The organism is Aquimarina latercula DSM 2041, assembly GCF_000430645.1.
Taxonomy (GTDB): Bacteria; Bacteroidota; Bacteroidia; order Flavobacteriales; family Flavobacteriaceae; genus Aquimarina; species Aquimarina latercula.
On sequence record NZ_AUMK01000014.1, the window covers coordinates 152,614 to 168,755 of the forward strand.

General features: G+C 31.7%; 10 protein-coding genes. 4 read left to right on the plus strand and 6 right to left on the minus strand.

The features are described 5' to 3' along the window. Window positions 1–85 precede the first annotated feature (85 nt). Window positions 86–3,088, minus strand: a complete 3,003-nt coding sequence (locus tag H526_RS0114450) for a T9SS type A sorting domain-containing protein (protein WP_081415630.1) — start codon at window positions 3,086–3,088, stop codon at window positions 86–88. 792 nt (window positions 3,089–3,880) lie between these two features. Between H526_RS0114450 and H526_RS0114455 the strand changes: the two genes are divergently transcribed. Continuing rightward, complete coding sequence (locus H526_RS0114455) at window positions 3,881–5,326, plus strand: tetratricopeptide repeat protein (RefSeq protein WP_211237841.1); 1,446 nt, start codon at window positions 3,881–3,883, stop codon at window positions 5,324–5,326. Window positions 5,327–5,351: 25 nt separating this feature from the next. On the opposite strand, the gene H526_RS29225 is transcribed toward H526_RS0114455, so the two are convergent. Both H526_RS29225 and fumC read right to left on the minus strand, forming a co-directional pair. Further along, window positions 5,352–6,527 carry an extracellular catalytic domain type 1 short-chain-length polyhydroxyalkanoate depolymerase gene (locus H526_RS29225; protein WP_051336169.1) on the minus strand — a complete coding sequence of 392 codons (1,176 nt, stop codon included), beginning with the start codon at window positions 6,525–6,527 and terminating at the stop codon, window positions 5,352–5,354. 162 nt (window positions 6,528–6,689) lie between these two features. Beyond that, the gene (gene fumC, locus H526_RS0114465; RefSeq protein WP_027393666.1) at window positions 6,690–8,087 is read right to left on the minus strand and encodes a class II fumarate hydratase; all 1,398 of its coding nucleotides are present in this window, start codon (window positions 8,085–8,087) and stop codon (window positions 6,690–6,692) included. A 184-nt stretch (window positions 8,088–8,271) separates the two neighbouring features. Here fumC and H526_RS32170 point away from each other — a divergent pair, with 184 nt between their 5' ends. Next, window positions 8,272–8,448, plus strand: coding sequence for a hypothetical protein (locus tag H526_RS32170; RefSeq protein ID WP_091412127.1), 177 nt, complete (start codon window positions 8,272–8,274; stop codon window positions 8,446–8,448). A 120-nt stretch (window positions 8,449–8,568) separates the two neighbouring features. Here H526_RS32170 and H526_RS0114475 read toward each other — a convergent pair whose 3' ends face one another. Next, on the minus strand, window positions 8,569–11,013 hold the full coding sequence (locus H526_RS0114475; RefSeq protein WP_027393667.1) for a TonB-dependent receptor: 2,445 nt from the start codon (window positions 11,011–11,013) through the stop codon (window positions 8,569–8,571). Window positions 11,014–11,307: 294 nt separating this feature from the next. On the opposite strand from H526_RS0114475, the gene H526_RS0114480 reads away from it, so the two are divergent. Continuing rightward, window positions 11,308–11,865, plus strand: a complete 558-nt coding sequence (locus tag H526_RS0114480; RefSeq protein WP_035085647.1) for a conjugal transfer protein TraO — start codon at window positions 11,308–11,310, stop codon at window positions 11,863–11,865. A 55-nt stretch (window positions 11,866–11,920) separates the two neighbouring features. Further along, on the plus strand, window positions 11,921–14,551 hold the full coding sequence (locus H526_RS0114485; RefSeq protein WP_027393669.1) for a DUF5011 domain-containing protein: 2,631 nt from the start codon (window positions 11,921–11,923) through the stop codon (window positions 14,549–14,551). Between the two features lie 65 nt (window positions 14,552–14,616). Here H526_RS0114485 and arsC read toward each other — a convergent pair whose 3' ends face one another. Both arsC and prfB read right to left on the minus strand, forming a co-directional pair. Continuing rightward, on the minus strand, window positions 14,617–14,958 hold the full coding sequence (gene arsC / locus H526_RS0114490) for an arsenate reductase (glutaredoxin) (protein WP_027393670.1): 342 nt from the start codon (window positions 14,956–14,958) through the stop codon (window positions 14,617–14,619). An 11-nt stretch (window positions 14,959–14,969) separates the two neighbouring features. Then, window positions 14,970–16,068 (minus strand): peptide chain release factor 2 gene (gene prfB, locus H526_RS0114495; protein WP_155839701.1). Its coding sequence is split into 2 segments (ribosomal slippage): window positions 14,970–16,004 and window positions 16,006–16,068, totalling 1,098 coding nucleotides; the frame shifts between segments, so codons are not numbered across the junction. Window positions 16,069–16,142: the final 74 nt, after the last annotated feature.

Below are 16,142 nucleotides of genomic sequence, written 5' to 3' on the forward strand. Positions count from 1 at the left end.
ATTCTAATACTTAGTTATAATAATGGGGACAAAAAACCGGATGTTTATGCATCCGGTTTTTTATTTATTTTCTTCAATTCTTAAATCACTGAATGATAAATTTCCTACTAGTTTTATCCGATTTAAGGATGTATAGTCCGCTAGATAGTTCTGATATGTCTATGTTTAGTTCTTGAGAATTTACATCTAATTTCATTATTTTTTTTCCTGTAATATCATACAATCTTAGGTATAGATTTCCTTTTTGATATATAGTAATATTTGATCCAGTTGCAGGATTTGGAGTAACAACAATAGCTCCTGTATTTTCTTTGTCAAATCCTACATCTTTTAGTGCTTTTGGTAAAGCTGTTAATACTATAATTTTTTTGGTTCTTTGGCCTGTATTATCTATAGCAACTACCTTAATTCTATATCGGCCTTCTGCAACATTTTGTAACAGAGGGTTTCCTCCCCAACCATATGGAGCTTCAGTGTCTATTCTGATTAATTCTTGATTGAGATATAATCTAACTTCCCTAATACCATCAGGATCATTGGCATCAGCTCTAACTATTAGATCATCTCCAGCGAATAGTGTGGTTGCTTCCGTAGGTTGCAGAACAGTTAATTCTGGTTCATCACCTGTTCGATAGTCTTCGGCATTAAGTCCTATAATGTTAATCCTAATATCGATACCAAAAGTTTCCCCGGTTGCTCTATCCGATATAAATTCTGTTATTGTAGTGTAAGTACCTCTAGAATCTTCTTCTATACCATATCTTCTTATGTGTTCTTCTAGAGTTTCCTTATTTGTAAAGTCATATGTTCTGTTTCTTATAGTAGGAAAACGACGAAAATAGCTATGGCCAAACGGGTATGCTCCTAAACGATCCGTTATAGTTCCGCTTACTGCTACTATAAAATCTCCTCTATTCACATTAATTTGAGTATCCATTTGTGCATTAGGTTCTAAGTCTATACTCGTGTCGGTGTCGAACACATCTGAGCTATATATTGCTTCATTAGTGTTATCTAATTTCCTGTATATTTTATTTCTTGTAAACCCTGGGATTTTTACATTAACAAAATTTAATTGATGATCTGGAGTCGATTGAGTTCCAGAACCATCAGTAAAACCATCATTTCCCCAATCATAGTAGGTTGTATTTACTACGCATAAATTATCTGTAGAACCGCCTAGAAGACCAGCTGCATTACCACCCCAAAATTTTCCATTTCGAATCATATATCCAAAATTAGTCGTAATATATAAAGCTCTATTTGTGTTCCAGACTCTATGATTATCTATTATTGATAAATTATGATGATATGCCTGTTCAGCTCTAAATTTGGATCTAAATCCACTACTACAACCATATGCTTCATTATCCCTAAACTCTAATAATGGAACTGCAGCTCGATCTACATATTCTTGTAAAGGAAACATATCGACTGGATAGACATTAGCTCTTACTTTATCTCTTAACCCTACAACGGTACCAGCAGCATCGTATGCATATGCTTCTCTAGAGGAAGCGGCTATATTATTAATCATTCTAACGGCTCTCCCAACAAGTGCATAAGCCTCACCACCTCTGAAATCATCATCTAAAATCCTTTCTACTGCTGCATTAATAGTGCTGGGTTCATCTCTATGTAATTCTGCAAAATAATAATTGGGATGATCGGCCCTAGCTGTCGTAACGAGGTTATCTTCCCAAATACCTGTTTCAGAACCACTTTCTGCTACCATACCTGCTCCATTAATAAAATAAACCACATTATCTTTAAATGATGCGTGACTATCGTGGTGTACCATACCCCATCCAGGAGAACCCCAAACGGCTAATCCATGTGCTTCTGCCATTCTGGTTTGAGAATCTTTCATTCTATGGAAATGCATTGCATATCTTCCTCTTTGATTCTCGATGTTTTGGGGTAGTGCTTTTTCTTCTATAAAATTTTCTATTTCAACAATAGGTTTATTATAGTCATCTCCGTCAGTTCCTCTTCTTCTTAAGTCAAATTTAAAATCATCAAGAATATTCGATTTATTTGATCTTCCTAGGTCTTTAAATGATGCGTTGTGTATTTTTACATCCGTTGTTCTCATAAACATGGTGTGACCGCGACGCGTAACATCATCATTTTTATTGTTATTTCCGTCTGTGAAATTTATAGATTTAAAGGTAATATTTCTTGTTAAATTTGATAAATGACAAAAAAGGTTTTCTTCGACAATACCAGTATGTGCATAAATAGTTTGGTCATCAAAAGTAATATTAGTACCATCGATAGATGTGATTATAAACTCCTCATCTTGGGTTCTAGTAGGGTTAGCTACAGAGTTCCTGAAAATCGATTGAGTCCCAGATAAAACAACTTGATCGCCTACTTCCCAGTTTTCTGGTATGGACTCTAATGTTACATTGTTTTTTCTTCGAAGAGTTGCCTCTGTAGTTCTTAAAAAACCAGTTTTTTCTTGCCCTAAAATTGTTACTTTTCCCATGGTCATTAAACCTAAACTAGCTTGTTCGGGATCCCATTCGTATCTTCCTAAAACACCAGGGCCATCACTAAATAGTCGATTATTAAAATGATCATTCATAAGTTTTCCATCCGAATAGTGACTTCTTGCTTGATTGTTCCAGCGTGTACCTGTAATATCTCCTCGTTTTTTACTTTCTATATCAAAAGGTTTAAAATGAATATCAATCGTACCGGCATTTGGTAGGTTAGCTTTTATATCTAACTCAGACATCATACCACAGAAAAATGTATCTACAATTAGTTTCCTTGGAGTATTAGAAGGTGCTCTAAATATCATTTTACCTTCATTTCTTATAGCAAATATGTGGGCATTACTATTTACATTGTATGTTATGGTGTGTTCCTTTTTGATTACTACAATGGCTGATAAACCAGGTATAGATCCTGTATTCCAGGTATCTGGGTCATTCCAATCGCCAGTTTTCATAGAAGTATGAGTTGCAGTATTGTCAGGAATGATATCCGACATATTGATCATTTGTGCATATCCCGAAGGTGAGAAGTAGATTAGGGAAAGTAATAGATAGAAATATCTATTGAGATTAGTTTTTTTCATGATTTTGTAAACGTTAGTATTAATGTTAAGATCCTTATAGAAAAGGACTAATGAATTTTGAAAAGAACAATCATATTAAATGAATAAAAACATAGCAATTATTTAAGTTTAACTATATTCAGATTGTTCAATACTTTTTAATACTAGAGGGAGAAAAGATTGTATTTGTAAGCTTTATTTTTTTTTACATAGGCATTATGTTATAGTTAAATGATGTAGAAGAGATTAACTAAAATTAATTCTGGTTTTAATAATAGATAATTACTTGAATTGTAAAACTATTTGTATTTAAAAGAAAATCAATTATTAAAAGGTTGATTTTGTGTAATCAGAATGATTCATTGGAGTTGATAAAAGGTAAACAAAAGATTGTTTTTTGGCGTGTAAAACACTGTTTATTAGTGTATTATTGATTGTTAGTTTTGTTTTGGTATTTTTTTGAAAATAAAAATGACTTTTTTACTTTATTAATATAGAACAAGGAATATCTTCATAAAAAGATAATTCGAAAACTAGCATACTATCAAAAAGAAATATCATTTAAATAAAAAAAAAGAAGATAGTGGAAGATTGAGAGTGATTTTCTTTCTGTTTTTTTATGCCACTTTTTCGTTTGCACAAACAGGAAATAATATCATTAAAACTAATGAAATTGATAGTTTGATATCTGTACTCGATAAAAATTATAATGAACCAAAAAAGTTATACAATATTCTTGATGCTAGTACTAAAATAGATTACCCTAGGGGAATTAGTAAAATGCATCTAATACTAAGTTTTTATTATAGAAAGTTGAATAAAATTGATAGTGCTTTTTACCATATCAATAATTCTATAAGAATCAGCAAAAAAAATAACTTAGATAAACAACTGTACAATTCCTATTTATCATTGGGAAGTATATATGGTAGAATTAAAAATTATAAAAAATCATTAGAGTTTTATCTTAAATCATATAATTATTATAAGAAACAGGGTAATGATAAACATAATGTCATACTACGTGCATTACAAATAAATATTGCCTCTACTTATAGTTTGTTAGGAGATTATGAGCTAGCTAACAATTATTATATGCAAAATCTTATGGATCCAGATTTTGAAAAAAGTTCTATTCATTATTGTCAATTACATCAAAATATAGCTTTGAATTTAAAGAGACAAAAAAAATATGAAGAATCTTTAATCTGGTTAAATAAAGGTTTAGTGATTTCAGAAACGTATCAGCATCATCTAATTAAGAATAATATTTTAATTAGCCTTTGTGATGTTTATTTACTTATGAATAAAAGTGAAGAAGCAGAAAGAGTTTATTATTTAGTTGGTAATGATTTTAATTGGGACAAAGATTTCTATTTAGGTATGATTTACTTAGGGATGAATAGATTGAAAGAATCGGAGATACTATTTTTAAAGCATATAGAAAGAGAAAAAGATGACCGGAAAAGCATGGAGAGCTATCTAAAGCTTTCAGAAGTTTATTCTAAAGAAAATTTGTGGAAAAAGGCTAAAGAAAACAAAGATAGATATTATGCTATTAAGGATAGTTTAACTTCATTAAATAATAAAACTGTTATCAAAAATAATGAGATCGGTTTTAAACTTATTGAAGAGGAATTACTAAACAAACAACTGGATATAGAGAATAAGCTTTTAATTTCAAAAAATAAAAGGCAGAGCAATATAATTACAGGAGTAGCAATTATATCATTAATAGGAGTTTTATGTTTTTTCTTATTACTCAAAAATATTAAAGTTAATAGAGAATTGAAGGAGACAAAAAAGAACGAGAAACAACTTTTAGAAGATAAGATTGAATTAAGGGAAAATGAGTTGCATATGACTTTAGTCGCAATAGCTAACCGTCAAAAGATGTTTGCAGAGATCAAAAAAGAAATTGATAAGTTTGATAAATTTGACCCAAACACAAAAATTTTAAAAAAGAAAGTAAAGGACTTAATGGTGTCTGGAGATAACTTATCTGCTATTAGTGATAGAATAGAATCGAGATATCCAGGTATGGTTACTCGTCTTAAAAGTGTTCATCCTCAGCTTTCAAATACAGAGATTAAATATTGCATATTCACAAAACTTAATTTAACCACTAAAGAAACAGCAAGTATTCTTGGCGTATCTGCTGATACAGTAAAGACTTCTCGAAGTAGGATTAAGAAGAAAATGAACGTGTCAGAATCTTTAAGCCTGAAAGAATATTTAGATCAGTTAACCAGTACTTAGTAAGCCGATTAGAAAAAAATGATATTTATTTTTTCTGAATCTTTATACTAGTATTTCCAATATTTAAAAAGTAAATCGTCGACGATACAAGATGCGAAACATCAATGGTATTATTTGTAATTGATATAGTTCCTTTAGAAGTTAGTTTTCCTTCAATTGTAAAAATAGAATAATCTAAAGGTTCCTGTACTTTAAAATCTACCGTAATAATAGAGCCTACGGGATTAGGATGAATACGTAATGTTCTATTATCACCATTAACTTCATCAATACTCAATGTTGTAATTTCACCATTTATATCATATTTCGAAAAGAAATCCCAAATTAAAGCAGAAGCATCAATGTCGTAATTAGTTCCAGATGAGTTGAAATTAGAACCGGGCCATTTGTGTCCGCCATTATTTATTTTATAATGTTCAACACGTGCTCCATTATCTCCATTTTTAAATACTTGATATTCTACAGTAGAACCATCATCGGGAGCAGTATCAGCAAGGTTAGTAATTTCTGCTGAGGTTTCGCAATTATTAAAATTTGCCCAGAAACTCATTACATCCGGAGTAGATTCTATCCAATTTGCTCCTTCATAAGGTACAGTTGTATCAGATGTTCCATGGATTTCCATTACTGGAATCTGATGTGATGGATTACAAGTATTTGGTTGGTTTTTATTCATTGTCCCCGTAACCGAAGCTATAGCTGCAATACGCTCACTAAGCTCACAAGCTAATTTATAACTCATAAAACCTCCATTAGACATTCCGGTACTATAAATTCTACTAGCATCTATAGTGTAATTTGAAGATATTTCATCAATTAATGCTTCTGTAAAACCAACATCATCAATAGTACTAGTACCCCAACCTACATTAAAATGAGTATTTCCGGAGTTATCGACAGTACCCATGGGATGAACAATTAAGAAACCTTCTGTATCTGCAATAGGTCTAAAATCTCCATAAAACATCTGATCATTAGCGTTGGATGTGTATCCATGAAAATTAAAGACTAAAGGAGCTGAAGATCCATTACTATATGATGCGGGAACATATAAAATGTATTCTCTTGTTATTCCGTCATGTTCTAAAGTGCTGTTTATAGTTTGTTGAGCAATTCCACCAATAAAAAAACCAAATATGAAAAGGAAATTGGTGGCTTTTTTTTGAATTAGATTATTTTTTTTGGTTTTAAAAGAGAACATATTATTTTTTGATTTTGTGTGAACTTAGATTTACAAGTTAGTTGATTTCTAGAATAACGAATATTTTACGATAGTTAGTATGATGTTAATTTTTTTAATTAGAAAAAACAAAAAAGCCAGATTTTATTGATAATCTGGCTTTATTTTATGATGTGAAATTTATTATTTCAGTGCACCAACCATATCTTCTGGTTTAACCCATTGATCAAACTCTTCTTCCGTAACATAACCTAATGCAACAGCTTCTTGTTTTAAAGTAGTTCCATTTTGGTGAGCAGTATTAGCAATTTCTGCAGCTTTGTAATATCCTATTTTTGTGTTAAGAGCAGTAACTAACATTAATGAATTATTTAATAACTCTGTAATCCTTGCTTGATTTGGTTCTATTCCTTGCGCACAATGAACATCAAAAGAAACACAAGAATCACCTATTAACTGGGCACTCTGTAATAAGTTTGCAGCCATAACGGGTTTAAAAACATTTAGTTCAAAATGCCCTTGCATTCCACCAACATTGATAGCTACATCATTACCCATAACCTGCGCACAAACCATAGTTAATGCTTCACATTGAGTAGGATTTACTTTTCCAGGCATAATAGAGCTTCCGGGTTCATTCGCTGGAATGATAAGTTCACCAATTCCACTTCTTGGTCCAGAAGCTAACATACGAATATCATTTCCTATTTTATTTAAAGAAACAGCTATTTGTTTTAATGCTCCATGTGTTTCTACAAAAGCATCGTGAGCTGCTAGTGCTTCGAATTTATTTTCTGCAGTTATGAACGGTAATCCTGTAAACTGAGCAATGAACTCAGATACTCTTTTAGCATATCCTTTTGGAGTATTTAAACCGGTACCAACAGCAGTTCCACCTAAAGCGATTTCTGCTAAATGTGGTAATGTGTTTTCCAGAGCTTTAAGTCCGTGATCTAACTGAGAAACATAACCAGATAATTCTTGACCTATTGTAAGTGGAGTAGCATCCATAAAATGAGTACGTCCAATTTTTACAACATTTTTAAAAGTTTCTGATTTCTTTTTAAGTGTATCTCTTAATTGAGTAATACCAGGTATTGTAACTTCTAGAATTTTTTTATAGGCAGCAATATGCATACCTGTTGGAAAAGTATCGTTAGAGGATTGAGACTTATTTACGTCATCATTTGGTTGAATTGTTTTTTCACCTTCACCGATTGTTTTACCAGCTATTTGATGTGCACGATTAGCAATAACTTCATTTACATTCATATTACTCTGTGTACCAGAACCAGTTTGCCAAATAACTAAAGGAAATTGATCATCGTGTTTTCCTTCTAGAATTTCATCACATACTTGCGCGATAAGATCTCTTTTCTCTATCGGAAGAACTCCTAATTCACAATTTGTAAAAGCTGCAGCTTTCTTTAGATAAGCAAAACCGTATACAATTTCTAATGGCATTGATGAAGGTGCTCCAATTTTAAAATTATTTCTGGAACGTTCCGTCTGTGCTCCCCAAAGTTTATCAGCAGGCACTTTTACTTCGCCCATTGTATCTTTTTCTATTCTATATTCCATAGCAATGATGATTTGTTTTTCGAACGGCAAATTTAAGAATTTGTAGAGCTTTTTCTGAATAAAGAATGTACTTTTTAGAGAGGAAATTGATTAAAGTTTTAGTTTTAAAAATAATTTATATTAATGCTATGAGATAAAAAGAAGAGTTGTTATCTTTGGCAAAAATTGAAATTAGATTACTATTATGTTCGAATTTGATCAATACCTTGGTTTCTTAGCATTTTTAACGATCCTTACTATTGGATTTTGGTTAATGATATTCTTGTTAACATTTGTTGTTCCTTATTGGATTTTTGGAGCTACTATTGAAAACTTTAAATTAAAGCAAGAGGCTAAAAGAAAGGCTAGAGGAGAAGCTTAGATAATAATAGACTTAGTTATATATTAAAAAGAGGGAAATGATTAAATCATTTCCCTCTTTTTAATTTTATTGAATTTTGGTTTTATTTATAAATACTAGAGTTGTTTTTAGATCAGTTGATTATGGCCTTCCTTCGAATTCTTCGCCGCCACCATTGAAATTATTTCTAGATCGTTGTCTTTTCTTTTTTTGATTAAATCTATATGTAAATGACATGGTAAAGCTTCGTTCTCTCCATTGAAATTCGCTATCTGTAACAAACGTTTCGGTAGTTGATACACTTTGGCGTTTTCTGCTATTAAATAAATCACTAACATTAAAAGTTAAGGAAGCTTTTTCTTTAAATAGATCTTTACTAAATGCCAAATTCACACTTAGTAACCCTTCGCTTTTGGTTTGAGCATTTTCATTAGGCCCAGCATAAAAGGCAGTAGTTTGCCAATCTATTTTAGCAGGCAAGGTAATCTTATTATTTAAACGTGCAAACCAACTAAAATTATCTGCATCAAAATTTTGTCCATTAAAATCTCCTTTTATGTTGTTTTGAAAAGCATTAAAATTACCATTAATTCTCCATTTCTTGCTAGGATTATAGGTTAAGGTAAATTCAAATCCATAGCGATCAGAACTGGATAAATTTATAGGATTTCTTCTAATAATAGGAACTATAGTTCCATCTCCGATAGTAGCGGTGTCACCAGTATCTTCTGCGATAAAAGTAAATATTTGGGTAGAACGATTGTAATAAATAGATGAATTAAGAGTAAGTTTTCCCATTCTATTTAAATACCCAAGATCAAATACATTGGAATAACTAGGATTTAGATCCGAATTTCCTTGAAATATGTTGGTAGCACTGGACCTAGAGGGGAAAGGATTGATAAATCTAGATCGAGGTCTTCTTATTCTTCGGTTATAACCAAGTGTTACACTCTGTTTTTCTGATAATTTATATCCTAAATTTATGGTAGGGAATATATCGGTATATATTTTTTTATTAAAATCACCACTTGTTTGTTGATCGATAGTTATTCTTGTGCTTTCTAATCGAAGTCCTAGTAAGTAAGAAAATTTTCCTGCTTTACTTCCAAATTGAGTATAAGCAGCATTTACTTGTTCTTTAAAAATTAGATTGTTAGATAAATTAGTATCTGTTGTTACAATACCATTATCATCAAATTGAACCAAGAATTCAGTGTCTAATTCATTAAAGTTTCCTCTATAACCTAATTCAAATTGACTTTTCTTTCCTATAGGTAATACGTAATCGGATTGGATAAGAATACGATCTTGTTTTTCTAAAGTATTTACCAATTCTATGGTAGAAATATTTTGTTGAGTAATTCTAGAGTCTTCCTCTTCTTCACTGTTTTCTATCTGAAAATCAAAAGTTAATTTATGACCACTGTCATTAAAATTTTTGTTGTAATTAATAGAATATTGTTTAGTGATGTCATCTTCTACCTCAGGATCAAAACGCAGGTTACTGCTTAAAATATTACCATTAGCATCAGGTTCTGTTATTAAATTAGATGTGTTACTTTCATTATCACTAGAACGATATAAAAAGGACCCTGTAATGGATGAGCTATCATTTATATACCATTCTAATCCTACATTAGTGTTAAGACCCTTACGTATTCTGTCGAAATCTCTTTTTTCATTTAAAAAAGTATCGGGTTCATCAACCTGAGTATCAGAATCAAAATTGAAAAATTGTGTCTCAGATAATGAATTACCAGGAACTTCACGATAATTGTACCCAGAAGTCGTGAAAAAATTTAAGTCTCCTGTCCTATAATTTAAATTTCCCGAAACACCAGCTTGTAAAGGATAGCCAGTGTTAAATGTAAGAGCTCCATTTAATCCTTGTAATTTACTTCGTCTTAATATGATGTTTAAGATTCCTGCAGTCCCTTCGGCATCATAACGAGCAGAAGGAGAAGTTATAACTTCTACACGCTCTATAGATTCTGCGGGTAGTTGTCTTAAAGCATCTGTGCTATTTAATCCTACTAAACCAGATGGCTTTCCATTAATCAATATCCGTACATTATCATTTCCACGCAGAGCAACATTTCCTTCTACATCAACGGAAACAGAGGGAACGTTGTCTAAAACATCACTTACAGTACCTCCGCTAACTGTAAGATCTTTACCAACATTATATATTTTTTTATCAAGTTTTATTTCGACTGTAGTTTTCTCTGCGATTACGACAACATCATCTAAAGCTTCAGTATCGAGTCCTAGACCAATTGTTCCTAGAGCAGTGTTTTTAAAGACTCTTTGCTTTAGTAGTGTTTCTGTTTTGAATGAGATAAATTCTATAGAAATATTGTATATTCCTGCTGGTACTTGAATATTAAAACTACCATTGGCTTGAGTAATTCCACCTGTGACAATTTTATTCTCTTTAATACTAAAGAAAGAAATTGTTGCATATTCTAAAGGTTCATTAGTTTCTTTATCAATGACTTTTCCTGTTACTTTTACTTCTTTTTGTTGCGCAAAAGACGAAAATCCTAAAAATACGACTAATAACACTAAAATATATTTTCTCATACTTTCTGTTTTGATTGGGTGCCCAAAAATATAATTAGGCTATATGCATAAGGGTTAAATACGTGTTAAATAATGTATATTATTTATAATCAAAGCATTATGAGTTATAATAATTAAGTTAATTTAACAAAAAGTTGATTATACTGCATATTTATTGGGATTTGAGCGAATTTAGTTACAATAATGAGGCAATAATTATAGTGTGAAATACGTTAGGGTTTTTTAGTTTTGTAAACAAATTTTGCTAAAAAAAAAGCTAAATAGATAGTAATACAAATTAATAAATTAGGGTTTATGAAAAAACTTTTGACGAATAAGTCTCTATTGGTAGTAGCGTTTATTCTTAGTTCTTCGATTTCAATGTATGCTCAAAGTCATAAAATGGCGCTGTCTTTAACAGGTGGTTATGTCGACGGAGGTTTTGGAGGTTTAGTAACGTTGGATTATAAAGTAAATGAATTCGATTATTTACAATTTGGTGTCCAAACCAACTTTACAAATTTAGATTTTAATGAGATAGAAATACCGGTAAACCTTTACGCATTTAATGCAGGTTTCTTTTTTGATGTTCTTAGGAATAATAAAAGAACATTCGCACTTTCATTAGGAGCAGGAGGTACTGTAGGTAGTGAAGTTATTAATAATGGTGATGAAGATTTAGAAACCGGAGAAAAATTAAATATAGAACCTAGTAGTTTAGTTTTCGGGGCTTATGCAGGTTTGGATGCGGATATTTTCTTAATTCCTACGGTAGCCATTAACATAAAAATTCAGGAAACATATCATTTCAATAGTGAAATAGGGGAGCTTACTCCATACTTTGGTGCTGGAGTGAAATTAATATTGAAATAAGTATTTAGAAGATTTGTTTTAATAAAATTGTTTAAAATTATAATATAAATAAGAGATGAAAAAGTCTTTACAATATATAGTATCAGGACTAACCTTTGTATTTTTAGTATTTGCTTGTACTAAAGAAATTACTGAGGATTTAGTTGTTTTTTTTAAAGTTGAGTTTAGTGAAACTAATATCGATGCTTTCGTTGATACTAAAGAAGAATCAAGTTTTTCAATTGTTGGTGCTGGAGATATAGAGGCAGGAGATTATCAAATAAAATATAATGTAACAGAGGGTACAGGTTCTTATTTTTTAAATACTATTGAAGTAGTAGAAAATGAATTTGTAGACTTGCCTGAAGGACCTGAGTATACCATAGAATATCTTGCAACATCAATAGGTACGAATAAAGTTACAATTACAATTAAAGATGGGTTAGATAGGGAAGAGGAATTTATACTAACATATAATGTAAATGATACTGATTTTACATTTGATGTAGTACCTACAGAAGAAGGAACCTATGTAAATGGAGAGATTGACTTAAACTTAAGTATAGCAGAAATTAGCGAAGCTACTTATGAAGTACAATATGTCTTTAATGCTCCTGTAGATATAAGTACGCAAGGTACAGGTAGTATTGGTGTTGATGATACATTAATAGAACCAGAAACCTTAGTAGAAATTCCTGTAGGTGATACCTCATGGCAATTTACAGGTCTTACAATTGGAATGGTAGAAATAGAATTTACTGTAACTAGCAGTTTAGGTGTTTCTAAGACTAAAACGCTTCAAATTGAAATTGGAGATACACCAGATTTTACGTTTACCGCAACATTAGATAGTGATACAGTATATACAACAAACTCAGGTGCTGTTATAAATTTTGTTATTACAGAAACTACAGGTACATCTAGTTATGTAATGAATTATAGAACTTCTAATACAGGTAATATAATGTATAATGGAGAAACTTATCAAGCTGGAGATAATATTCCAATTCAAGCTGGTGCAAGTATTGGAACTTATATAGGAACTTCAGAAGGTGAGCATACCTTGGATTTTAGAGTTGATAATTCTAATACTGTAACAGTATCAAGAGAAGCATCTTTAATTTTGAATTTCAGAGACCCTGATGGAACTCCTCCGGTTATAGAATTAATTGGTTCTAGTGAAATAACGGTTAATATTGGAGATTCGTTTACAGATCCTGGAGCTACAGCAAGTGATGATATTGATGGTGATATTTCTGCGAACATCACAGTTTCTGGTTCGGTTGATACAAATGTTCCTGGTTCATATACTTTAGTATATAGTGTAGAGGATTCATCAGGAAATACAACTTCAGTTGAGCGTATTGTTAATGTAGTGGATAATATTCCTCCTGTAATTACAATTATTGGGGATAACCCTTTTGTGGTTAGGTTAGGTGATGCTTTTAACGATCCTGGAGCCACAGCAACTGATAATGTGGATGGAAATATAAGTTCTGGTATTACTTTAACAGGTTCTGTTAACGTAAATGTTGTTGGCGAATACGTGTTAACCTATATGGTTAGTGATATTGCTGGTAATGAAGTTTCGGAAACAAGAACGGTTAATGTTATTAGTGATAATCCACCAGTAATTACTCTTGTAGGTGATAATCCTTTAGAATTAAGTTTTGGAGTGGCTTTTAGTGATCCTGGAGCAACTGCTTCAGATGATATCGATGGTGATATTACTGATCAGATACAAACTTCGGGAACTGTTGATGTTAATACACTTGGAGGGTATATTATCACATATAGTGTAAGTGATTCTTCTGGTAATACTACAGAAGTAACGAGAACCGTAAATGTTGTGGATAACACAAGTCCAGTTATCACTTTAGAAGGTACTAATCCTTTTCTAGTAAATATTGGTAATGTATTTAATGATCCAGGAGCAAATGCAAATGATAATGTTGATGGTAATTTAACAGCGAATATTACAGTTTCAGGAACTGTTGATGTTAATACACCGGGAGATTATGTATTGACTTATAGTGTGGAGGATTCTTCTGGAAACTCTGCTACAATTACAAGAACCGTAAGAGTTATTGATAATATCCCTCCAGTTATTACTTTGGTAGGGGCGTCTACTATTACAATATTACAAGGAGGTAGTTATACCGATTCTGGAGCAACTGCTTCGGATAATGTTGATGGAAACATAACTGCTCAAATAGTTACAACAGGTAGTGTTAATGTAAATATTCCAGCTTCTTATACAATAGAATATAATGTACAGGATGCAGCAGGAAATAATGCGATAGAGGTAGTTAGAACAATAATAGTAGAATCTAATATTAATTTTAATAGATTAACAGGTGTTCTTACTGCGCCGGCTGGAGCAACGGTCCAAGTTTCAATGAGTTCTGGAGGAACAGGAAGTGGTAACGCTGTAATAGAAGCTCGAAGTACAAATAATACTAATTTGGGTATTGGAATTACTTGTTGGGGGTTAACTGGCGGAGCTCAGTGTTTAGATGCTGATGGAGATGGCAGCGATGAAACAAGTGGATTTACATTTATAATGCCCACAGACGGAATAGCAAATTTCACAGGATCACATACTCCAGATGGAACAAGTATAAATAGTGGAACCAGTTTTAGTATTCAGGTAGCTGGAGAGACATTTAATGAAAACATGGGGCCTGGAAATGAAATACCCCAATAATGATATAGTTGAATAGTTCAATAAAAAAAATGCTGAAAACTTATGTTTTCAGCATTTTTTTTATTTTATAAGATCTGGATTACATTTTCGGGTGGTCTCCCAATAATCCCTTTTTTATTTTTTATTACAATTGGTCTTTCAATTAGTTTAGGATTCTCGCACATAATTCGAATTAATTCAGAATCTGTCAAGTCTTTATTTTTAAACTCCTGTTTCCAAATAGCTTCATTTTTTCTTACTAAATCAATAGGCTTTATTTCCAAAAGGGTTATTATTTCGGTAAGCTTTTTTTCAGTTATTGGAGTTTCTAAATATTTGATAATTTCTAAATCTTCTTTTTTTTCCTCAAGTATTGCAAGACATTGTCTAGATTTACTACATCTTGGATTATGATAAATTGTTGTCATAGTTTTAATTTTTAGTCTTCATTTTTTTGCCCCATCATCATAAGATATGCTTTTAAGAAAGCGTCAATATTACCATCCATTACTGCATCTACATTCCCAGTTTCTTCTGCAGTTCTTACATCTTTAACTAGTTTATAAGGATGCATAACATAATTACGAATTTGAGATCCCCATTCAATTTTCATTTTAGAAGCTTCAATTTCATCACGTTGCACTTGTTGTTTTTTGAGTTCAAGTTCAAAAAGTTGTGATTTAAGCATTTGTAATGCTTTTAACCTATTTTCTTGCTGTGATCTAGTATCTGAACAAGATATCTGAATTCCGGTAGGAAAATGCGTAAGCTGTACTTTTGTTTCTACTTTATTTACATTTTGTCCTCCAGCACCACTTGATCTAGATGTTATGATTTCATAATCGGTAGGGTTAATGTCAATTTCAATTGTGTCATCTGCTAATGGATATACATATATAGAGGCAAACGAGGTATGTCTTTTGGCATTACTATCAAAAGGAGAAATTCGTACTAAACGATGTACTCCATTTTCACCTTTTAACCAACCAAAAGAATACTCTCCTTCAATTTCTAATGTTACAGTTTTAATTCCAGCAACATCTCCACCTTGGTAGTTAAGTTCTCTAATTTTGTAACCCTGCTTTTCTGCCCACATCATATACATTCGCATAAGCATGCTAGCCCAATCGCAACTTTCTGTTCCCCCTGCACCGGCCGTAATCTGAAGAACGGCACTCATATTATCTCCCTCTTCGCTTAACATGTTTTTAAACTCAAGATTTTCTATAAGATCTAAAGCGAGGGAATGACGTTCATTAACTTCTGTTTCGGTAGCATCACCTTCTTTGTAAAACTCGTATAGTATTTCTAAGTCGTCAACAAGAGTAACGCTCTTTTCATATTCAGAGACCCATTTTTTTTCAGCATTTAATGCGCGCATTAATTTTTCTGCTTCTTGAGCATTATCCCAAAAATTAGGAGCATAAGTTTTTTCTTCTTCGTTCGCTATTTCTATTAATTTGGCATCAATGTCAAAGATACCTCCTTAACGCAACCAGGCGCTCCCTAAGATCCTGTAAAGTCTCAGTATTAATCATAATTTAATTATTTTTGACAAAAATAGGATTTAACACTTCAGTAGGAAATAATTTTACTATTATTTTATAGTTTT